General features: G+C 73.7%; 16 protein-coding genes and 1 pseudogene. 9 read left to right on the top strand and 8 right to left on the bottom strand.

Annotated features, from left to right (window positions below; all coding sequences use genetic code 11):
- Positions 1 to 23 precede the first annotated feature (23 nt).
- From FRANEAN1_RS19310 to FRANEAN1_RS19295, 4 genes are read left to right on the top strand one after another with little or no spacing between them, the layout of a single operon-like run.
- The gene (locus FRANEAN1_RS19310) at positions 24 to 1,721 is read left to right on the top strand and encodes a TIGR02677 family protein (RefSeq protein WP_020461502.1); all 1,698 of its coding nucleotides are present in this window, start codon (positions 24 to 26) and stop codon (positions 1,719 to 1,721) included.
- On the top strand, positions 1,718 to 3,001 hold the full coding sequence (locus tag FRANEAN1_RS19305) for a TIGR02678 family protein (protein ID WP_020461501.1): 1,284 nt from the start codon (positions 1,718 to 1,720) through the stop codon (positions 2,999 to 3,001). Before FRANEAN1_RS19310 ends, FRANEAN1_RS19305 begins: the two co-directional genes overlap by 4 nt.
- Positions 2,998 to 7,233, top strand: a complete 4,236-nt coding sequence (locus FRANEAN1_RS43700) for a TIGR02680 family protein (RefSeq protein WP_020461500.1) — start codon at positions 2,998 to 3,000, stop codon at positions 7,231 to 7,233. The genes FRANEAN1_RS19305 and FRANEAN1_RS43700 overlap by 4 nt, the downstream gene beginning before the upstream one ends.
- The gene (locus FRANEAN1_RS19295; protein ID WP_049795701.1) at positions 7,230 to 8,642 is read left to right on the top strand and encodes a TIGR02679 family protein; all 1,413 of its coding nucleotides are present in this window, start codon (positions 7,230 to 7,232) and stop codon (positions 8,640 to 8,642) included. Before FRANEAN1_RS43700 ends, FRANEAN1_RS19295 begins: the two co-directional genes overlap by 4 nt.
- Before the next feature lie 49 nt (positions 8,643 to 8,691).
- Here the strand turns inward: FRANEAN1_RS19295 and FRANEAN1_RS42380 are convergent.
- Positions 8,692 to 8,832 (bottom strand): annotated as a pseudogene (locus tag FRANEAN1_RS42380) (HoxN/HupN/NixA family nickel/cobalt transporter); the annotation flags it as partial.
- A 238-nt stretch (positions 8,833 to 9,070) separates the two neighbouring features.
- On the opposite strand from FRANEAN1_RS42380, the gene FRANEAN1_RS42375 reads away from it, so the two are divergent.
- Positions 9,071 to 9,241 carry a hypothetical protein gene (locus tag FRANEAN1_RS42375; RefSeq protein WP_198145333.1) on the top strand — a complete coding sequence of 57 codons (171 nt, stop codon included), beginning with the start codon at positions 9,071 to 9,073 and terminating at the stop codon, positions 9,239 to 9,241.
- A 578-nt stretch (positions 9,242 to 9,819) separates the two neighbouring features.
- Here FRANEAN1_RS42375 and FRANEAN1_RS19285 read toward each other — a convergent pair.
- From FRANEAN1_RS19285 to FRANEAN1_RS19255, 7 genes are read right to left on the bottom strand one after another with little or no spacing between them, the layout of a single operon-like run.
- Complete coding sequence (locus FRANEAN1_RS19285) at positions 9,820 to 11,226, bottom strand: FAD-dependent oxidoreductase (protein WP_020461496.1); 1,407 nt, start codon at positions 11,224 to 11,226, stop codon at positions 9,820 to 9,822.
- A gap of 38 nt (positions 11,227 to 11,264) precedes the next feature.
- Entirely contained in the window at positions 11,265 to 12,194 is a 930-nt protein-coding gene (locus FRANEAN1_RS19280) for an acyl-ACP desaturase (RefSeq protein ID WP_020461495.1), read from the bottom strand.
- A 20-nt stretch (positions 12,195 to 12,214) separates the two neighbouring features.
- On the bottom strand, positions 12,215 to 13,111 hold the full coding sequence (locus FRANEAN1_RS19275) for a class I SAM-dependent methyltransferase (protein ID WP_020461494.1): 897 nt from the start codon (positions 13,109 to 13,111) through the stop codon (positions 12,215 to 12,217).
- Entirely contained in the window at positions 13,108 to 13,371 is a 264-nt protein-coding gene (locus tag FRANEAN1_RS19270; RefSeq protein WP_020461493.1) for an acyl carrier protein, read from the bottom strand. Before FRANEAN1_RS19270 ends, FRANEAN1_RS19275 begins: the two co-directional genes overlap by 4 nt.
- Entirely contained in the window at positions 13,371 to 14,042 is a 672-nt protein-coding gene (locus FRANEAN1_RS19265; protein ID WP_020461492.1) for a PaaI family thioesterase, read from the bottom strand. Before FRANEAN1_RS19265 ends, FRANEAN1_RS19270 begins: the two co-directional genes overlap by 1 nt.
- Positions 14,039 to 14,827, bottom strand: coding sequence for a ferritin-like domain-containing protein (locus tag FRANEAN1_RS19260; protein ID WP_020461491.1), 789 nt, complete (start codon positions 14,825 to 14,827; stop codon positions 14,039 to 14,041). Before FRANEAN1_RS19260 ends, FRANEAN1_RS19265 begins: the two co-directional genes overlap by 4 nt.
- 34 nt (positions 14,828 to 14,861) lie before the next feature.
- Entirely contained in the window at positions 14,862 to 16,703 is a 1,842-nt protein-coding gene (locus FRANEAN1_RS19255; protein ID WP_020461490.1) for an AMP-binding protein, read from the bottom strand.
- 284 nt (positions 16,704 to 16,987) lie between these two features.
- Here FRANEAN1_RS19255 and FRANEAN1_RS19250 point away from each other — a divergent pair, with 284 nt between their 5' ends.
- The 4 genes from FRANEAN1_RS19250 (at position 16,988) to FRANEAN1_RS19235 (ending at position 21,203) form a co-directional block, all read left to right on the top strand.
- Positions 16,988 to 18,259: a cytochrome P450 gene (locus tag FRANEAN1_RS19250; protein ID WP_020461489.1), complete on the top strand. Its 1,272-nt coding sequence runs from the start codon at positions 16,988 to 16,990 to the stop codon at positions 18,257 to 18,259.
- Positions 18,260 to 18,388: 129 nt separating this feature from the next.
- Positions 18,389 to 19,336, top strand: coding sequence for a LysR family transcriptional regulator (locus FRANEAN1_RS19245; protein ID WP_020461488.1), 948 nt, complete (start codon positions 18,389 to 18,391; stop codon positions 19,334 to 19,336).
- A 297-nt stretch (positions 19,337 to 19,633) separates the two neighbouring features.
- On the top strand, positions 19,634 to 20,479 hold the full coding sequence (locus FRANEAN1_RS19240; RefSeq protein WP_049795975.1) for an MBL fold metallo-hydrolase: 846 nt from the start codon (positions 19,634 to 19,636) through the stop codon (positions 20,477 to 20,479).
- A gap of 43 nt (positions 20,480 to 20,522) precedes the next feature.
- On the top strand, positions 20,523 to 21,203 hold the full coding sequence (locus FRANEAN1_RS19235; RefSeq protein WP_347176674.1) for an HAD-IA family hydrolase: 681 nt from the start codon (positions 20,523 to 20,525) through the stop codon (positions 21,201 to 21,203).
- The last annotated feature ends 106 nt before the right edge of the window (positions 21,204 to 21,309 follow it).

Here is a 21,309-nt window from a genome sequence, read left to right as displayed (position 1 = left end):
AGGCAGCCGGGAGGTTGATGCGGGTGGCGGGGGTCGCGGCGTCGGAGCGGGCAGGGGGCCGCGACCGGCCCGCGAACGTCTCTCGGTTCGGGCCCTTCGCCCATGTGACAGTGGAGAAGGCCCCGCTGTACCGCGCCATCATGCGCACGTTCGTCCGGGCGAAGCGCAGGTTCAACGTCCACCTGCGCCCCGAGGACGTCCTGGAAATGCTCGCCCGCGAGCCGGGCCAGGACGGGGACGGGCTGGACGGCCTGGACCTCGGCGGCATCACGGATGTGAGCGCCGAGCTACGCAGCCTGGTCGACTGGGGCAACCTGCGCGGCGATCCGGACACGAGCCGGGTCACCTCCGTCGAGGACTTCAACCGCCCCCGATTCCTCTACCAGCTCACGCCCGCCGGCGAGGCCACCGAGACCGCGCTGGAGGCTTTTGACGAGGCGTTGGGCCGGCGCGGGGAGCTGCAGGCCGTCGCCCTGTCCGACATCCACAGCCAGCTGCGGGCGCTGCTAGCCCTGCTGCCGGAACCGGAGATCGATGCGGCGAAGGCGCACCAGCTGCTGCGTGACCTGGCCGGGGTCTTTCGCGGGCTGGCGGACAACGCCCAGGCGTTCATGGGGTCGCTGCAGCGCACCATCGATCTGCACGACGCCGACCTCGACGTCTTCCTGGCCTACAAGGAACAGCTCATCGACTATCTCCAGCGGTTCATCCGCGACCTCGTCGTCACCTCGGCGCGGATCGTCGACGTCCTGCGGGAGATCGAGGAGCACGACCTGTCCCGCCTGCTGCGGGCGGTCGCCGAGCGCGAGGCCCGCGACGCGGCACCCGACCTCGACCACCCGCCCCCGCCGACACCGTCGCAGCCGGCTCTGACGTCGCAGCCGGAGCTGACGCAGGGGGAGCCGGCCGAGCCGCTGGCGAGCGGGGTCGTCGGCGATCGGCTGGCGTTGTGGACGGAGCGGTGGGAGGGGTTACGGCACTGGTTCGTCGGCGATCGGACGCATCCGCCTCAGTCACGCCTCCTGCGGGAGCGGGCTCGGGCCGCCGTGCCGGCGCTGCTGTCGGTGGTGCTGGTCCTCAACGAGCGCAGGTCGGGGCGCAGCGACCGGTCGGCGGACTTCCGTGCGCTCGCGCTCTGGTTCGCGCAGGCCCCGAACGACGACGACGCCCACCGGCTATGGCGGGTGTGCTTCGGGCTTGCTCCGGCCCGCCACCTCACGGTCGACGCGGCGACCGTGGAGGCCCGTGACGCCGAGCCGGTGCCGGCGTCGACGCCGTGGAGCGAGGCGCCTCCGATTCTCGTCGACATCCGGCTGCGGCGCACCGGGCGGTACGAACGCCGGGGCGCACCCAACCGCGTCCGCGACCGCGCGGCCGAGCGCCGGCTGCTGGCCGAGAGACTGGCGGCCGAGGAGGATGTGGTGCGGGCCGCGCGCCGCCAGCTCGCCACCGGCGAACCCGTGCGCCTGTCCGAGCTGGCCGAGCTCGACGACCCGACCTTCCGACTGTTCCTGACCGTCCTCGGGGACGCCCTCGCCCGCCGCCGGCCGGGGGAACTGAGCGTCGTGACCAGCAGCGCCGACGGCACTCTGTCCATCTCGCTCACGCCCACCGACGACGGTGTGATCGCGACCGTGCCCACCAGCGCGGGCCTGTTCACCGGCCCCGACCATCTCCTGGAGATCCACGACTTGCTGACAGCGACGGCGGTGACGGCGTGACCACCCAGCGCCGCAACATCCCGCGCGGGTCGCGTCCCGGGTCGTCGTCGACAGCGGTCATCGACGCACTTGACGCGCAGCGCGCCGCCGAGCGCCGCCGGGCCATGCGCGCGATCCTGCGCCGCCCGCTGCTCGTCGCGCACGGTCCCGACGCCGACGCCTTCCGCCTCGTCCGCCGGCACCAGACGTGGCTGCGGGACTGGTTCACCCGAGAGACGGGCTGGTCGCTGCGGGTCGACCCGGAGGTGGCCCGACTGGCCAAGATCCCGGCCGACCTGACCGACGGCACCCGCCCGGCCACGGCAGGATCGGCCCAGCAGCCGTTCGGCCGCCGCCGCTACGTCCTGCTCTGCCTGGCCCTGGCCGGCCTGGAACGGGCCGACAACCAGATCACCCTGGGCAGCCTGGCCGACGACGTGATGATGGGCTGCGCCGCCCCTGAGCTCGCCGAGGCGGGCGTCAGCTTCAGCCTCGACAGCCGGGACGAGCGCGCCGACCTGGTGGCGGCCGTCCGCGTTCTCCTTGACCTCGGTGTGCTGCGCCGGGTCGCCGGTGACGAGACGACCTTCACCACCGGCACCGGCGACGCCCTCTACGACCTCGACCGCCGGGCGCTGGCCGGCATGCTGGTGACCCGGCGCGGCCCCTCGACAGTCCGCGACATCCCAGGCCCGGCCGATGTGGAAGGCCGGCTGGCCGCCGTCGTCGAGGAACTGACGGCCGACACCGACGACGCGCGCAACCTGGCCCGTCGCCACGCGCTGACCCGGCGCCTGCTGGACGACCCGGTCGTCTACTACGTGGATCTGGACGAGGGCGAGCGGGCCTACCTGACCAGCCAGCGGGCCGTGCTGACCCGGCGGATCACCGAGGCGACGGGCCTGGTCGCAGAGGTCCGCGCGGAGGGGATCGCGATGGTCGACCCCGACGGCGACCTCACCGACACCCGAATGCCCGAGGACGGCACCGATGGCCACGCCACCCTCCTGCTCGCCGAGCATCTCGCCCGCGAGGGCACCCGTCTCGGCCCAGGTGAGCCGATAGCTGTCGCCGACCTCGACGCCCACATGCGCGAGCTGATCGCCCAGCACCAGAAGCACTGGCGCAAGGGCGTCACCGAGCCCGACGCGGAGGCCGAGCTGGTCGACCGGGCGCTGTCGCGGATGCGAGCCCTCGGCCTGCTGCGCCGGCGCGGGGACGACGTGTTCGCCCTGCCGGCGCTCGCCCGGTTCGCGCTCGGCGATCTGCGGGACGGCGGCGGCCAGGAGTCACTGGCATGACGGAGCCGACGACCGAACGCTGGCAGCCGCTGCGCGCCGGGCTGGTCGACGTCTTCCTCTACGACGAGGAGGAATTCCACTTCCACGAGGGCAACCTGCTGCTGCGCGGCAACAACGGCACCGGTAAGTCCAAGGTCCTTGCGATGCTGCTGCCGTTCCTGCTCGACGGTGAGGTGTCGGCCCACCGCGTCGAACCCGACGGCGACCCGAAGAAGCGGATGGACTGGAACCTGCTCATGGGCGGGCGCCATCCCTACCCGGAGCGCCTCGGCTACAGCTGGCTGGAGTTCGGCCGGCTCGACACGTCCGGCGCCGCCGAGTACCGCACGATCGGGGCCGGGCTGAAGGCGGTCGCCGGCCGCGGGTCGGTCACCACCTGGTTCTTCATCGCCGACGCCCGTGTCGGCGTCGATCTCGACCTGGTCGGCCCGACCCGGACCGCGCTGACGAAGGAACGGCTGCGCGATGCCCTCGGCCCGCGCGGCAACGTCTACGAACAGGCGTCGCGCTACCGGCGCGCCCTGGACGAGGCGTTCTTCGGCCTCGGCGAGGAACGGTACGACGCGCTGGTCAATCTGCTCATCGCGCTCCGCCAGCCGCAGCTGTCGAAAAAGCCGGACGAGCGGGCCCTGTCGGCGGCCCTGACCGAGGCGCTGACCCCGCTGGACCAGGCGGTGATCGCGGACGCGGCCGAGGCGTTCCGGGGTCTCGAGCAGGAACAGTCGGACCTGCAGGGGTTCGAGGAGGCGCACGAGGCCGCCACCGCCTTCCTCGGACACTATCGCCGCTACGCCCGCATCAGCGCGCGGCGCCGGGCCCGCGAGCCCCGCGCCACCCAGGCCGCCTACGAGTCGGCGTCCCGCCAGCTGAACGACGTCCGGGCGGAGCGGGAGCGGGTCGAGGCCGAGGCGATCCGGGTGGACGGGGAGGACAAGGAGAACGAGGAGCGCATCACCGCGCTCACCGCCGAACGGGACACCCTCGCCGCCCGCCCGGAGATGGACCAGGCCCGCGAACTCGTCCGGCTGCAGCAGCGGATGTCCGACCTGGAGCGCGTGGCCAACCGGGCCGGGGCCGAACTTGCGGCCGTGACGACCCGGCGCGACGGCCTCGCCCGCCGGACCGCCGACGCCCGCTGGCGGGTCGAGGCGACCGTAGCCGCGCTGGAGCGGGCGGCCGATGCCGCCGGCACCGGTGCCGAGCATGCTGGCGTCGGCGCCGAGCACCAGGCGCTACTCGCCCCCCTGCACATACCCGACGGTCCTCCCGTTGAGCGGGTTGAGGAGGCCTCCTCGGCCGCCCGGCGCGCGGCCGAGGATGTCACCCGACGCCGCGAGGACGCGGTCAAGCTGGTCGCCGGCCTGATAACGGCCGACCGCCGAGCCCAGGAGCGGGCGGCCGACCGGCGGCGGGAGCGAGACGAGGCCCGGTCGGTCCTCGATGGGGCGACCGAGGCCGTAGCCGGCGCCGAGGCGGCCCGGGAGACCGCCGCCGCCGCGTTCGTCGACGCGGCGCGTCGCCACCTCGAGGGCGCCGAACAACTCCGCCTGACCACCCTCGACGACGTCCTCGCCGCGGTGGCCTACTGGCTGGACGGCTTCGACGGGGACAGTCCGCTGGTCGCCGCGGTCACGGGGCGCGCCCGCGAGCTGGAGAACGAGTTCGGCGCCGCCGACCAGCGGCTGCGTACCGCCGTCGGCGAGGCACAGGCGCGGGTGGGCATCCTGACCACCGAGCGCCGCGCCCTGGCCGAGGGTGCACGGCTGTCCCCGCCGGCCCCGCCGACCCGCGCTGCCGACCGGGACGGACGGCCGGGAGCGCCGCTGTGGCAGCTCATCGAGCCGCGCGAGGCAGGTCCGACGCCCGCGCCGGCCCTGTCAGCTTCCCCGCCGCTGGGTCCGGCGGAGATCGCCGGGCTGGAGGCGGCGCTGGAGGCGTCTGGGCTGCTGGACGCCTGGCTCTGCCCCGACGGGCGGCTGCTCGCCCCCGGCACACACGACGTGGCCATCGTCGCCGACGGCGCCGGTGCGGGCCGTGTCGGCGACCACCATCTCGGCGCGGTGTTGTGTCCAGCGGTCGACCGCTCCGACCCGGCCGCGGCTGCCGTCCCCGACGCGATCGTGGCCGCCGTCCTAGCCCGCGTCGGGTACGTCCCTGCGGATACGTCCGGCGTGGTGGATCCGGATGCCGTCGATCGTGTCGGCGACACCTGGGTCGCCGCGGACGGGCGGTTCCGCGTCGGGCGGCTGCGCGGCTCCTGGACCAAACCGGCGGCCTGCTACCTCGGGCACGCGGCGCGCGAGCTGGCCCGCCGCAACCGCCTCACCGACATCGACACCGAGCTGGCCGCCCTCGACCGCGAGATCGCCGAGCACGGCGCGGCCCGCACGGCCCTGCGCCAGCGCCGGGCCACGCTCAACGACGAGGTGGCCGGCCTCCCGGCGGACACCCCGGCCCGCCACACGTTCGCCACCGCCCGCCAGGCCGACCGCGACCGACGCATGGCCGACGCCTCCCACCAGACGGCCGTGCGGGCCGCCGAGCAGGCCGAGGACGCGTTCCGGCAGGCCCGGGCCGAACGCGACGAGACCGCCGCCCAGCTCGGCCTGCCCGTCGCGACCGACGAGCTCGAGGAGACCCGCGAGGCGCTCGTCGCCTACCGCGTCGCCCTGTCCGCGCTGTGGCCCGCCGTGCGGGAACGCATCAGCGCCGCGGCCCAGCTCGCGCAGACCGAGCAGGACCTGGCCGACGCCCAGGAGCAGGTCGAGCAGCGCGAGATCCAGCACTCCGGCGCCCGCAGCGAGTACCTGTCGGCCCGCACGGCGTTCGAGACGATGGAACGCACGGTCGGCACCGCCGTCGCCGAGGTGCAGCGCCAGCTCGCCGCCGCCCAGCGCGGTCTGGACTCCGCCACCGTCCGCCGCCGGGAACTCGGCCAGCTCCGGCTGACGATCGCCGAGGCGGTCGGCCAGGCCCGCGGGCAGGAGAGCGGCCTGACCAGCCGGGTCGCGGACCTCGGCGAGCAGCGCCGGGACGCGGCCGGCCGGCTGCGCCGCTTCGCCGCGGGCGGACTGCTGGCCATCGCCCTGCCCGAGCTGACGTTCCCCGACACCGGCCGGGAATGGGCGCCCGACCCGGCAGTGCGCCTCGCCCGCCAGATCGAGGCGGCGGTCGGTGAGGTCGACGACTCCGACGCCGGCTGGGACCGGGTGCAGAAGCTCATCGCGGCCGAGCACGGCACCCTGCGGGAGGTGATGAGCCGCCACGGCCACCACGCCGCCGCGACGCTCACCGACGACGGCTGGGTGGTCGAGGCGACGTTCCGCACCCGCGTGATGAGCCCCGCGGAGCTGGCCGACGCGCTCGGCGTCGAGGTCACCGACCGGCGTCGCCTGTTGACGGAACGGGAACGGGCCATCCTGGAGAACCACCTCGTCAGCGAGGTCGCCAGCCATCTCCAGGACCTGATCAGCGACGCCGAGCACCAGGTCGAGCGGATGAACGCCGAGCTCGACGAGCGGCCCAACAGCACCGGCATGAAACTGCGCTTCCAGTGGCGCCCCGGCCCGGACGCACCACCCGGCCTGGGCCCCGCCCGGGACCGCCTGCTGCGCCAGGTCTCGGACGCCTGGTCACCCGCCGACCGGGAAGCCGTCGGCGCGTTCCTGCAGGCGCAGATCAAGGCCGAGCGCGACCAGGACGCCGGCGGGACGTGGCTGGAACACCTCGGCCGTGCCCTCGACTATCGCCGCTGGCACGTGTTCGCCGTGCAGCGCTTCTCCGACGGCCAGTGGCGCTCGGCGTCCGGGCCGGCCTCGGGCGGCGAACGGGCCCTGGCCGTCACCATTCCGCTGTTCGCGGCCGCCTCCGGGCACTACCGCTCGGCCGGCAACCCACACGCGCCCCGCCTCGTCATGCTCGACGAGGCGTTCGCCGGCGTCGACGACGACGCCCGCGCGTCCTGCCTTGGCCTGCTCGCCGTCTTCGACATGGACGTCGTCATGACCAGCGAGCGGGAATGGGGCTGTTACCCGACCGTCCCGGGCCTCGCCATCAGCCAGCTGTCCCGGCGGGACGGCATCGACGCGGTCCTGGTCACCCGCTGGCGCTGGGACGGCCGCCAGCGCCTCCCCGCCGGCGTCAAGCGGCCCGCCGGTGTTGCCACTGTTGCCGGGGCGAGGGAACCCGGCGCCACCGCACCTGCCGAGAACACTCTGTGGGACGAGCCGTGAGCACGGAGCCGGTGATCTACAACAATGTGACCGGCTCCGACCTGACCGAGGTCGGGACAGCCGTCAGTGGGACGGTCGACATCGAACGGCTCGGCCGGCTGTTCGGGCCGCCGACCCAGTGGATCATTACGCGGGCGCGGTCCCGGCTGGAGCGGGGCGGGTCCCTCACCGGCGAGCTCACATTGCCGGACCCGTCCGAGCAGCAGCGCGTTGCCCTCGCCGGACTTCTGGGACGCCGCCCTCGGTCGGGCCGTTCCCTGCGGGTCGACGTGGACGACCTCGACACGGTCGTGCGGCGCAGCGGATGCGCGCCGAGCCTCGCGGCCGCCGTCGTCGCGCTCACCGGTCCCATCGTCGACCGAGCCGCGCTCGCCGCCGAGACGGCCCGCGGCTGGCGGGCCGTGTTCGCCTTGGCCGATCCTCTCGTGGACGCTCGCCCGGTCCTCGGGGCCTGGCGGGACCGGCTTGGCACCACCGGTCTGCTGCGCCGGCTCGCCGGTTCGCTGGAGGAGGGGCAGGCGCTGATGGCGGCGGCTGTATCCGTGCTGGGCGCGCTGCCGGCCGACGGCGCGCCGATCTCGGTGTTCGCCGCCCGTGTGCTGGGCGACGGTCACGGCCTGGACGCCGATCGTCCCCTGTCCACCCTGGTGCTCGACGCCGTCGCACTGCTCGGCCGGTCGATCAGCGCCGATGCCGACGATGCCGGCGCTGGTCCGGACGAGCTGGCGGGTCGGACTGCGCGGTCCACCGAGTGGCGGCGGGAGGCCTGGGCCGCGGTCGGCGTCCTCGTCAGCGAGCTGGCACTGCCCGTGCTGACGCTCGGGTTGCCCGGAGACCGGCACAGCGTGACTGGCCGCGTCCTGGACCTGTGGCGGGCGGCCGGTGAGCCCGTGCACCTGTCGCTGCGCCAGCTGGTGCGTGACCCACCGATCCTGGACGCGCTGGCCGGCGTAGCCGTGTTCGTCTGCGAGAACCCGGCGGTCGTGAGCGCCGCCGCGGACCGGCTCGAAGCCGGGTGCCGGCCGCTGGTCTGCGTCGGGGGTATGCCGGCTGCGGCCGCCGCTTCGCTGCTGCGCCTGCTCGCCGACGCGGGCGCCGTCCTGCGCTACCACGGCGACTTCGACTGGGGCGGGCTGGCCATCGCGAACACCGTCACCACCCGGTTTGGCGCCGTCCCCTGGCGGTACGACCGCGCCCACTACGAGCGGGCGCTGCGGCCCGGGCTCGCCGGGCTCACGGGACGCCCCGTCGACGCCCGGTTCGACCCCGACCTGAGCGACGCCCTTAGCGAGCACCGCTATCGGGTTGAGGAGGAGGCCGTCCTCGACGACCTGCTGGCCGACCTCATCTCCGATCCGCCGGCCGACCCCGGTAGCGCGCCGAGCGTCGCCAGCAGCGATCCCCACTGATCTTCAAGGTCCGCGGTCACGTCGACCGACGTTCTCGGCCGCGTAGAGACGTGTCCATGAGGCACATACCGGCGGCGAACAGGATCGACAGCACCAGAATCGAGTGGAAGGGCAGGTCGAACGCCGCCGCACCGCCGGCCAGCGCAAGAATACCGACCTCGGTGGCAGTGTCGAAACCGAGCCCGAACAGGGTGGCGGATGCGGAGAGTATGCCCCAGGTAGCGGCAACTGCTTCATCGCCAGGCAGTACAGGGATTCCTGAGAGCCAGTCGGCGAGTTCCTGACGTCGACGACTGCCCCAGTCTCGCAGGTCGGTCCACTTGGCGAGCTCACCAAAGGTCACGAACGTAATCAACGGCCGGCGGCCGATCAGGCGGGTTGCCACGGATCCGCCGAGCCTGCGCTTGTGGCTCAGGGAGACGATGTCGGTGTCAAGTAACGACAGGCTGCACGGCGCCGGCTCAGGCAACGTCGCGACGACGCTCGGCATAGGCGAACGCGAGGAACTCGTCGAGCTCCTCGTCGGAATCGAAGGTGTCGGCAGCCAGGTTGTCGAGGGACCCCTGGGGATGTACCGCAAGTACACCGACGCCCCCTGAGGCGCGCGACACAGTGTACGAGTAGCGCATAAGGCGGACCCGCCCGATTCATCCTGAGCTGTTCGACGCCCACTACGACGAATGGTCCGCGCTCGAGCGTGGCACCACGGCAGCCCCGCCCCGTCGGCCGCCTCCCCGGGCCAAGGTCAAGAGCCAGAGGAACGCCTCGGCGGCAAGTACCTGCTCGTGCTCTGAGCTGCATGAACCGTGATCCGAGCCGCGCGGCGAGGTTGCGCAGGGGCTCGACGAGCAGCGCCAGTCTGGCAGAGCCGGAACGGTCCAGCCCCATACCGCCGGGCCGATCGCGTGCAGGGTGATCTGGTCGTCGGCCCCACCCAGCGCGTACAGCATCTGTATCCCGGCGCGGCCCCATGGGGTCGCGCCCTGCCGACCACCGCCGCACAAGCGGACGGTCTACCAGTCCCGATCTTGAGCATCGTCGCAGGTCACGGCGCCGATGCGACCGGGCCAGACGAGCTCCGTTGCCATACGAGGCCCGTACCTTGTGGCAACGTCCGTGAGCACAGGCCTCGTGACCTCCCATTTTCAGGCGGGCAGCCAGAGCCGTCCACGACAGGTCATGATTGACCACGCCGGGTAAGTGCGTGTCGGGCGGTCCGCAGCACGGCCGCTGGGGTGAGCAGGACTGATGGGGGTTCGACAAGGTTGACCACGCGCAGCAGGTTGCGGGCGAGGACAGGGTCGGATCGGGTCGCCGCCTGGACTCGGGGGATGTAAGCGTTGGTGATCCGGGTGCGGGGCCCGCGGCGGCCCTCGACCTCCCGGTAGCGCAGGTCGGAGTCGGTGGCGATCGACCACGCCCGGGAGGTCGGCCGGGCGGCCGCCGTGAAGTATCGTGCGGCGAGGTCGTCCAGGCCACCCGAACGCAGACATGCCCGCAGCTCGAGAGCCTGCTGCGCGGCGACGGTCATGCCCTGCGCGTAGAGCGGGTTGAGGGTGCACAGGGCGTCGCCGATCGCGACGAAACCGGCGGCCGGGGTGCGCAGGAGGTCGTAGCGCAGCCGCCGTGACGCCCGGAACCGGTAGCGAACCGGGTCGTCGAGCGGCTCGGCGTCCTGGATGAGGCGGTTGATGTCGGGGGCGGGCAGGGAGGCCGCGAACCGTTCGTAGCCGGGGACGTCGACCGGCGGGTGGTCGCCGAGCATGCCGGCGAGGGTCACGATCCAGCGGTCGCCCTCCTGGGTGACGGCGCCACCGCCGCGCCGGCCCGGCAGCGTCGAGATGATGACGCCGAGGTCGCCGCCGAGGTCCGTGGGCCGCCGGCGGTAGGTCCGGGAGGCGTAGGCGAGGTCGACGCCGACGGTCTCCTCCCGTGGGACGTCGAAGCCCAGGTCGGCGAGCCACTCCGAGGCGCGGGACCCGCGGCCGGTGGCGTCGACGACGAGGTCGGCCTCGATGGTGCGGGCCGGGGCGTCACCGGCGGGCGGCTCGACGCGCACCCCGACGACCCCGGCGGCTCGGGTGGAGCCCGATCCGCGGACGAGGCCGACCGCCCGGAGCCCGGGGAGCAGCCGGATCCGGTCGTGGCCGAGTGTCGCGGCCCGCAGGGCGGCCTCCAGCGCCGGCCGGCTGGCGAGCACCGAGGTGAGGCCGGTCGGCACCGGGGTGACCCGGGCGCCGTCGAAGTACCAGCGGGTACCGACGAGGGTCTCCGCCGTCGGCACCCCGTCTGCGGCGATCTTGGCGGTGAAGTCCGGGTACAGCTCGTCGAGGATCTGGCGGCCCCGTTCCATCAGGGCATGCAGGTGACGGCCCTGCGCCGCCCCGCCGCGGTGGGCGACGGCAGCGGTGGGCGTGACGTCGTCGCGGTCGATGACCGTCACCTGGCCGACGTGCTCGGCCAGCACCCGGGCCGCCAACAGGCCCGCGACGCTGGCGCCGAGCACGACGGCGTGCCCTCGCCGGCCCACTCCCCCACCGACCGTGGCGCTCCCGGCCCCGGGCACGTTCCCGCCGCCGGGCACGCTCGCCCTTCGGGGCGCTCCCCCGCCGCTGGGCGCGGTCACGCCGAGGCCGCGGCCGGCGGCCCCACCGCGGGGGTGGTGAGCGGGAGTGGGGCGGCCGTGCGGCAGGCCGCCACGAAGCGGGTCAGCTCGTCGACCCGGTCGGAGCGGGCGTCGACGGCGCGGTTCACGATCCGGATCAGGTGCTCGTAGGCGTCGGTGTGGTCGTAGCGGGCCGCGTCCGCGATCCGCAGCGCCCAGCGCCAGTAGCCGCGCATCGTGTCCGCGAGCGGCATCCGGAAGCGGGCGATCACGTCCCGGATCGGCTCGACCACCGCGTCGCCGTACACCCGCAGGTACCGCTCCAGGATGTCGGCCATGAACGCGAAGTGGCGGGCCTCGTCCCGGCTGAGCCGGTTGAGCAGCTCGGCGAGCACCGGGTCGCCGACGACGGAGCGCAGCTGCTGGTAGTAGATCTGGGTGGCCTTCTCCTGGACGAGCGCGTAGGCAAACAGCGCCACCGACTCGTCGTGCGGGAGCTCGAAGGGCTTGCGGCCCTCGGCGGCGAGCTCGCGGCGCAGGTCGTCGGGACGGGCGATACCCGAGTCGGTCTGGTAGCGGAACAGGGCGCGGGCATGGCTGTCCTCCTCGACCGCCCAGCGGACGGTGAAGTGGTACAGCTCGCGGTGGTGGGCGAAGTCCTGCTCGCTCACCTCGTCGGTCAGCGGGAACCGCCGGGTGTAGACGGCGAAGTAGCCCGGCAGGTGATCCTCGATCAGGGTGATGAAGCGGACGGCGGACCGCTGCCCGTCGGTGAGCCGGTTGGCGTCGGCCGCGGTCCAGTCGACGGCGGTCTCGACGTCCCAGCGGCGCTCGGCGGCGCCGGCGCGGTGGAAGTCGGTGACGGCTTCGGCCATGTCGCCGGGGGCCAGGAAGGGCCCGTCGACCGGGCCGCGCAGCACGGGGGCCCGGGTCGTCGTCGTGGTCATCGGTTCGTCTCCCGGGCTCGTCAGCGCGACTTCTGGCAGACCAGCGCGTAGTGCTTCGTGGTGAAGCCCCAGCCGGCGTTGGCGACCTGGAGGTAGCGGGTGAGGGTCGCCGCCAGGCCGGGGCTGATCGCGTCGAGCCGGTCGGCCCGGTCGGCGACATTGACCAGCCAGTCGTCGATGGTGCGGCGGTAGTCCTCGGTCAGGTCGTCGACGGAGATCACCGAGAATCCGGCGTCCTCGGCGGCGCGGACCAGCTCGGACAGCGGGCGCATGTCCCCCCAGCCGAAGATCGAGTCGCGGACGAACTCGGTGCCGCCGCGACGGTCGAACTCCTCGTGCGCGGCCGCGTTGCGGAAACAGGACTCGGAGACGTACAGCCGTCCGTTGCGGCGCAGCGCCGCCCGCGACCGGCGGAACACCAGGTCGAGGTCGGGCATGTGGACGATGGACCCGAGCAGCGACACCGCGTCGAACGACGCCGGCTCGACGTCGAGGGTCTCGAAGTGGCCCTGGCGGGTCTCGACCAGGTCGGCGACGCCCAGCTCGGCGGCGCGGGCGGCGATGTAGGCGTGCTGGCGGCCGGCCGGGCTCACCCCGACGGCGCGGCAGCCGAGCTCGGCGGCCATGTGCAGCACGACCGAGCCCCAGCCGCAGCCCACGTCGAGGATCCGCTCGCCGCCGCGCAGCCCGAGCCGGTCGGCGACGAAGCGCAGCTTGGCGAGCTGGGCGGCCTCCAGAGTCAGGCCCTCGGAGCGGTAGAGACCGCTGGAGTACTTGCGGCGGGAGTCCAGGAACAGGCCGAAGATCTCCGGGTCGAGGTCGTAGTGCTGGTTCGTGTCCGCGACCCCGACCGGGGTGGCGGACGCCGTCCCGGCCGGGGTCGCTGTACCGGCCGGGGTCGCGGCGGCGACGGTCATGCCGCCGCGCCCGCGGCCAGCGCCCGCTCGACGACGTCGGTCACCTCACGGACGGTGGTCACCGTGAAGACGTCCTCGTCGTCGAGCTCGATGTCGTAGGCGCGCTCGATGCGCGCGATCATGCGCAGCACCTTCACCGAGTCGGCGCCGGCGACGGTGCGCAGGTCGAGATCGGGGTCGATGGCGTCCGCGGTGGTCGCCAGCTCGGTGGCGACGATCTGGGTGACGGTGACGAGCACTGGCTCGGCGGTCGTGGACATCAGGACTCCTCGGATGCGGTCGCGGGAGCGGAAACAGGAACGGGCACGGACACAGGGGCTGAGGCTGGGGCGGGCACCGAAGCGGGGCCGGGTGCGCCGGCGGCGGCGGTCGCCGAGGCGAGCGCGGGGGCCGACGCGGTCAGGACGTCCGCCAGGCGGCCGGCGTCGCCGTCGCTGAGCGTGATGCGGTCACGGGCCGCCTCGAGGGCGACCGGGCGGTAGGTGGCGCGGGCGGTGGCGACGACCCCGCCGGTCGCGTCGAGGATGTCGGCCTCGGCGTTGATCAGGCCGGTGTCCCCGGTGCCGACGATCCGCGCCCGGCACTCGTGCGGGGCGCCGACCGGGATCGGCGCCAGGTAGCGCAGCCGCATCGCGGTGGTGAACGCCGGCTTCCCGGTGCGCAGCACGATGAGATTGCCCATCGTCTCGTCGCAGATCACCCCGGCCAGGCCGCCGTGCACGACGCCCGGGTAGGACTCGTGCGCGGAGCCGAGCTGGAAGACGGTGGCGAGCCCGTCCGGGAGGGCCTTGAACCGCAGCTGAAGGCCCTTGGCGTTGTGCGGGGAGCAGCCGAAGCACTGGTAGTCGTCCAGGACGGCCCAGGGGGTCGCGACGAGCTCCTGCGCGTCGGCGAGCGTCCCGGACGGGTCGTCCTGTGCCGGGGCGGTCATCCGAGCGCCTCGGCGAGGTTGCGGCGGACCCGGGCGTTGGTGGTCAGGTCCAGGCCTGTCAGTGAGCCGAAGGCCCGCCGGATCTTGTCCTGCAGGTGGGCCAGCTCGCCCTCGGTCGCCACCTGGGTGAGGAAGTAGGTGAACCCGGTGTCGATGGTGTCGTGGTCGCGCAGGGCCTCCAGCTCGCCCTTGAAGACGCCGACCGGGTGCTTGATGCGCTGCTCGGCGGTGTAGACGAACAGGGTCTCCAGCACGGACGCCAGCTCGTCCGGGTGCTCGGCGAGCCGGCACCGGGTGTAGTGGATGAACTCGCGGGCGTGCGCGGCCTCGTCCAGGCTCGCCTTCGTCATGATGGCGGCCAGCACCGGCTCCTCCACCCAGGCGGCGACCGCGCGGTAGACGTGGTTGACCGTCAGCTCGGAGATGACGTTGGTCGCCAGGGTCGCCGCCGGGGTGGTGCCCGGCGCGTAGGGCTCCCGCATCGCCGCGACCGCGCCCGGCTCCACCTGGGCGTCGATCTGGTCCAGCCAGGCCCGGAACGCGAAGTGGTGCTGGAGCTCCTGCCCGCCCCACAGCGCGATGAACGCGGAGAAGTCGTAGTCGTCGACGAACTCGTCGAAGAAGCCGTGCTGGGCGGCGATCGAGTTCGCCTCGCCCATCACCGCGCCGCGCGCGATCCGGACATACTCGGGGCGGACGAGCTCGGGCCGCACCTCGTCGAAGGGGATGTCGGCGAGCCGCCACACGTGGCGCTCGTATCGGCGGAAGACGTCGTAGCTGTGCATGGGCCTCCACCTGCCTGGGAAACGGGCCTGGAACTCATGTCGGTACGCATGCCTCGCGCGCGGCGAGGCGCTGGAACTTCCCGCTGGACGTCCGCGGCAGGGCATCGGGCCCGACGAGGGCGACGGCGATCTCGGCCAGCCCCAGCGCGGCGGTCACCGCCACCCGGATCGCGGCGGCCAGCGCCGCGCGCTCGGTGTCGTCGACCAGCCGGGTCTCGGCGAGGACTGCCATCGTCTCGGCGCCCCCGGGTGAGCGGTCCGCGTAGGCGACGCAGCGGCGGCGGTGGACGCCGGGGACGTCCCGGGCGGCCTCCTCGGCGTCGTGGGGGTAGTAGTTCACCCCGCGGACGATCACCATCTCCTTGTCCCGGCCGGTGACGAAGAGCTCGCCGTCGCGCAGCAGGCCAAGGTCGCCGGTGCGCAGCCAGCCGTCCGCGGTGAACGCGCCGGACGGCTGCGCGCCGGTGTCGGTCAGGTAGCCGCCCGTCACCGCGTCGCCGCTGATCTGGATCTCGCCGACCTGGTCGTCACCGAGCACGCCGGTGCCGTCGCGGCCGCCGATCCGCACCCGCATGGCGCGCACCGGTCGCCCCACCCCGGCCAGCCCGCGGGCGGACGGCGAGCCGGCGGGCACGTCGCGCGCGACGCCGTCGCGGGCGAGCAGGTCGCGGTCGACCCAGCGGTGCACGGGGGCGCGGCCCGGTGGCGGGAAGGTCACCGCCAGCGTGGCCTCGGCCATCCCGTAGACGGGCATCATCGCCGCCGGCGCGAAGCCGGCCGGGGTGAAGGTGGTGAGGAAGCGCTCGACCGAGGCGGGCTCGACCGGCTCGGCGCCGTTGAAGGCGACCCGCCAGCCGCTCAGGTCCAGGCCGGCCTCCCGCGGCGCGGGGACGGCCTCCGCCAGGTGGTCGTAGGCGAAGTTCGGCATGGGGGCGATGCTGCCGCCGCGGCCGAGGAAGTCTGTCAGCCAGCCGGCCGGGTCCTTCACGAAGGCGGCCGGTGACCAGACGGTCATCGGCATGCCGGTGAAGATGCCGGCGAGCGTGCCGAACAGGCCCATGTCGTGGAAGAGCGGCAGCCAGATGCCGCCGTGGTCGACCTCGGTCAGCGCGACGCCGCCGATGATCGCGGCCAGCCCGGCCAGGATGTTGCGGTGCGTCAGTACGACGCCCTTCGGGGCGGCGGTGCTACCGGAGGTGAACTGGACCAGGGCGGCCTCGTCGGGTGACACCTCCACCGCCGGGCCGGCCGGGGCCGCACCGCCAGCGGCGGCTGGCGCGGTGCCGGTGGCCGGGACAGTGCCGGCGGCGGCCGGTGTGGTGAGGTCGGCGACCCGGACGAGGCGGACGCCGTCGAAGGCCCCGGCGAAGCGGTCGGCCATCCGGGCCGTCCGGCCGCCGACCAGCACGAGCCGGATGTCGGCGACGGCGACCGCGCGCGCCAGCCGCGCGGCGTAGCCGGGCAGGTCACGGGTGGAGGCGGGCAGCGGCAGGGGGCACGCGGCGGCTCCCGCCCGGCTCACTCCGGCCAGGGCCACCAGAAAGTCGGGCGCGTTGTCGCTGAGCACTCCGACCCGGTCACGGGCGACGACCCCGGCACCGGTCAGGGCTGCCGCCAGGACGTCCGCGCGGGCGACGAGCTCGCCCAGCGTCAGCGACGCTCCGGCGGAGGGGAAGTCGAGAGGCAACCCCGGATGGCGGGCCGCCACCGTGGCCAGGCCGGCGTGCAGGGTGCCCGCCGCGAGCGCGGCGGCGGCCGTCGAGCCGGCGGCCACGGAATCGGCAGGTACGAGATCGGCAGGTACGAGATCGACGGGTGAGGAAACGGGGACGGCGCGGGGCGCCGGGATCGCCACCTCGGCCGGAGCGTCGTGCATCGTGGGCCCTCCATCTGCATCCGGCCGCTTTCCGGCTCGTGCCGGCGCGCGGCGCGCGCGCCGCACCGGTCTCGCCCGACGCGTTCGCGCCGCCGTTCACCGGCGGCGGTTCGTCCACGCATTTCCGCGAGAATGCTTGCGCCGTCGCCCGGTGCCGTCAAACACGGATACCGGTCCGCTATGGATCCATCGGCGGCGTTAATCGTCTCGCCGGGGACAGAAGGAAAGCGGACGATACATCGAGGCGCTATCGCGGTAACAACCGTGCGGCAATTGGAGATGCGATGACCACGTCCACCGTCGTCCCGACGGCCGGCACCGGATCATCCGGGCCGGCCGGCGAGGAGTCGACCGCGCTGCTGGCCGAGCTGTTCGACCCGGCAACGAGACCCGACCCCTACCCCGTCTACAGCCGGCTGCGCGAGGCGGGTGCGCTGCACGCGACGCCGTTCGGGCTGCCCGTCGCGACCCGGCACGCCGACTGCGTGGCCGTCCTGGCGAACCAGGACTGGGGGCACGACCTGGAAGCCCACCAGATGCACCCGACGCTGCCGGCGGAGTCGTTCCCCACCACGTTCCTGTGGATGGAGCCGCCGGACCACACCCGGCTGCGCGGCCTGGTCAGCAAGGGCTTCACCCCGCGCAGCGTGCAGCTGCTGCGGCCGCGGATCACCGCGCTGGTCGACGAGCTCCTCGACAATGCGCTCGCCGCCGGCGAGTTCGACCTCGTCGAGACGATCGCCTACCCACTGCCGCTGACCGTCATCTGCGAGATCCTCGGCGTCCCCGCCGCCGACCACCCGGCCGTCCAGGTCTGGTCGCAGGCGCTGGCCCGGGCGTTCGACCCCGACGCGCTCATGTCGCCCGAGGCACTCGCGGAGCGCAACCGGGCCATCCCCGAGTTCCTGGAGTACTTCGGCGCGCTGGTCGAGCGGCACCGGCGCGAGCCAGGCGACAACCTGATCTCCGCCCTCGCCCAGGTCGAGGAGGCCGGTGACCGGCTCACCGCCGACGAGCTGCTCGGCACCTGCGTCACGCTGATCATCGCCGGCCACGAGACGACGGTGAACCTGGTCGGCAACGGGATGCTCGCGCTGCTGCGCAACCCCGACCAGCTCGCCCTACTGCGCGCCGAGCCCGAACTGATCCCGGCCGCCGTCGAGGAGCTGCTGCGCTACGACTCACCGATCCACCTCAACACCCGCGCGGCGAAGCGGGAGCTCGAGGTGGCCGGACGGGTGTTCGCGCCCGGCGAGGGCGTCGTCGCCCTGATCGCCTGCGCGAACCGGGACCCGCGGGCCTACCCCGACCCGGACCGGCTCGACGTGCGGCGGTTCACCTCCTCCGCCGGCGGCCCCCCGGCCCGGCACCTGTCGTTCAGCCTCGGCCACCACTACTGCCTAGGCGCGCCGCTGGCGCTGCTCGAGATGGAGCTGCTACTCGCCGCGTTCGTCCGGCGGGTCAGCCACGCCGAGATCACCGACAACAACCCGCCCTACAAGCCGAACCTGCTGATCAGGGGCCTGGCCGAGCTGCCCGTGCGGTTCCGCGGCTGACCGTCCCGCCACGCTGCCCGGCATGATCCACGACGACATGCCACGTTCCCGTTCCGCCGTCCACACGTGCGCGTTACCGGCGGTTAGCGCCCACCGGTAACGTGAGCGGCGCCCAGCGGGAGGATGGCGATGGAACTGAGATATCTCGCGTCGTTCCTCGCCATCGCCGAGGAGCTTCACTTCGGCCGCGCGGCGGCCCGCCTGCACCTGGCCCAGCCCTCGCTGAGCCAGCAGCTTCAGCGGCTGGAACGCGACATCGGCGTCGAGCTGGTCTCGCGCAGCTCGCACGAGGTCAAGCTGACCGCCGCCGGCCGCGCCTTCGAGACGGAGGCCCGCCGGCTGCTCGACGCCACCCGGCGGGCCGTCACCGTCGCCCGCGAGGCGGCCTCGGGGCGGACGGGGATGATCAGCATCGGCTTCAACTACCCCGCCGGCCAGCGGGTGCTCCAGCCGACGCTGCTGCGCCTGGCGGCCGAGTACCCGGGCGTGTCGACGACGCTGTGGGAGGCCCGCAGCGGGCCGCAGCTGTCCGCGCTGGCCGAGGGACGGCTTGACGTCGCGCTGGTCTTCGCCGGGCCGCCCTCGGCCCAGCTGCGCTCCCAGCGGGTGCTCACCGTGCCGCTGGTCGCGGTGGTCAGCCGGCGCCATCCCTGGGCGGCCCGGTCCGAGGTTCCCTTCCGGGAGCTGGCCGACCAGCCGTGTGTCCTGTTCCGGCGGGAGCAGAGCCCGGCGATGCACGACGCGATCCTCGCCGCCGCCGACCGCTGTGGCATCGCGCTGACCGTCTCCGACGAGGTGGACGACTCCGGCGCGACCGGGATCGTGGTGACCACCAAGCCGGTGGTCGGGTTCGCCTCGGCCGCGCGCGGCGCGCACCCACCCGGTCACGGGCTCGCCGCGGTGCGCCTGGTCGACCCGACCCCGACAGTCGGCATGTACGCCGTGTGGCGCCCGGACCCACAGCCCGTGGTCGGCGCCTTCCTGGACTGCCTCGAGGCCGCCGGCCCGTTCACCGAGCCCGGCCCGCCCGCGGCGGTGGCACCGGCACCGGCACCGGCACCGGTCAAGGAGAGCTGACCCCGGGTCCCCGTCCGGCGGGCGGTGCGGTGCGGTGCGGTGCCCGGCGATTGGCATCCCGAATTGCTCGTTCGCCATTCATGCGTTGCCGAGAACCGGCCCGGCGCGCAACATCGCTCGAGCGGTCAGATTCACCTGGTCGCCCCGCCGATCCGCCGCGCCGTACAAGGAGGCCATGGGGCCGTCCGGTGGCCGTGCCGGCCGTGGCACGCGCCCATCAGGCGGCGGAGCGTGACCCGGCGGCGGCACACCGACGGTGCCGGCCGCGCGGCCGGTCCGAACAGAATGGACGTGACCATGGAGTTGACTGTCCTCGGGTGCCGGTCGGGGATGCCCGCCGCCGGCCAGTGCAGCTCCAGCTACCTGGTGGAGACCGAGGCGGCCCGCCTGCTGCTGGACTGCGGCCCCGGCGCCGCCACCGCGCTCAGCGCGGTCATGGATCCGCGCCGGCTCGACGCCGTGGTCATCAGCCACCTGCACCTGGACCACTGCTACGACCTGCTGCCCGTCGGCAAGACCCTGCTGGCCGGGCACGGCCGGTTCGCCGAGCTGTTCCCCACACTGCCCGAGCTGGCCACGCAGGTCCAGCGGGCCCCGGTGCCGCTGTACGTGCCGCGCGGCGGCCGGGAGCGGCTGCGCGCGCTCGCCGCGCTGTTCCCCGTCACCACCATCCCGCTGCTCGACCGTGCCTTCGAGGTGGCCTTCGACGTTCGCGAGTACGAGCCGGGCGACACCTTCGTCGTCGGCGACGCGACGGTCGGGGTGCACGAGCTGCGCCACGCCGTGCCCAACTGCGGCACGCGGGTGGACTGCGCGTCCGGCAGCATCGCCTACACCGGCGACACCGGGGTGACCGAGGATCTCGTGCCCTTCGCCCGGGACGTCGACCTGCTGCTCGCCGAGGCGACGCTGGAGCTGACCGACACAACCGACCACGGCCATCTCAGCGCCACCGACGCGGCGCGGGCCGCCACCGAGGCCGAGGCGCGCCAGCTCGTCCTGACACATTTCGTGACCGCCGAGCCGACCTGGCTGCGGGCACGTCGGGAGGACGCCGAGCGGGTCTTCGACGGCCCGGTGCACATCGCCACGCCCGCGAGCCGCTTCACCGCCCGGGTCGCCGAGGCGGCCCCGCATGCCTGACGGACCGTCCGGTCCGTCAGGCTCCGTGGATCAGGCAGGGACGGTGGATCAGGCGGGTGCCGTGGAGGAGCCGGTGCTGGCTGTCTGGTGCGACTACGGCGGCGTGCTCAGCTCCTCCATCGCCGGCTCACCCGCCCAGGTGGCGACCGCGGCGGGAGTGCCGACGTCCGAGCTCATGGCCGCGATCCGGCGGGTCGCGACGTCCTTCGGGGCGACGATGATCGAACCGCTGGAACTCGGGGTCCTCTCCCAGCACGAGTGGGGCCTGCGGGTCACCGCGGAGCTGGCGCCGGCCTGGACGCCGCGGATCGACCTGACCCGCTTCGGCGACCACTGGTACGCGGGCCGGACGGTCAACACGACCCTGTTCGAGCTGCTCGACCGGGTGCGGGCGAGCGGCGTGCGGGTCGGCATGCTCACCAACAGCGTGCGGGAGTGGGAACCGCACCGGCGAGCGCTGGCGCCGGCCGTCGACCCGTTCGAGGTCACCGTCAACTCCTTCGAGGTGGGCCTGCGCAAGCCGGATCCGGCGATCTTCGAGCTCGCCGAGTCGCGGTTCGGGACGCCGCCGCGGGCCTGCCTGCTCATCGACGACCTGGCGGTCAACTGCGCCGCGGCCCGGGCCCGGGGCTGGCGGGCGATCGAGCACACCGAGCTCGAGGACACTCTGGCACAGCTGCGCGCCGCTATTCCTGCCGTGGCCGCGGACGCGGTGACGGACTAACGCTCACACGCGTTTTGCCGTTACCCCGCACCAACGATAAATAATTGCGATCGGCCGATCCTTCGCACCCATAGCCCGGCGATAGGAGACGTTTACGGATCGTTAG

The sequence above is a fragment of the Parafrankia sp. EAN1pec genome, from assembly GCF_000018005.1.
In the GTDB taxonomy this organism is placed as follows: Bacteria; Actinomycetota; Actinomycetes; order Frankiales; family Frankiaceae; genus Parafrankia; species Parafrankia soli.
The sequence above is the reverse complement of the archived record's forward strand: the minus strand, read 5'-3'. Positions and strand labels throughout refer to the sequence as shown.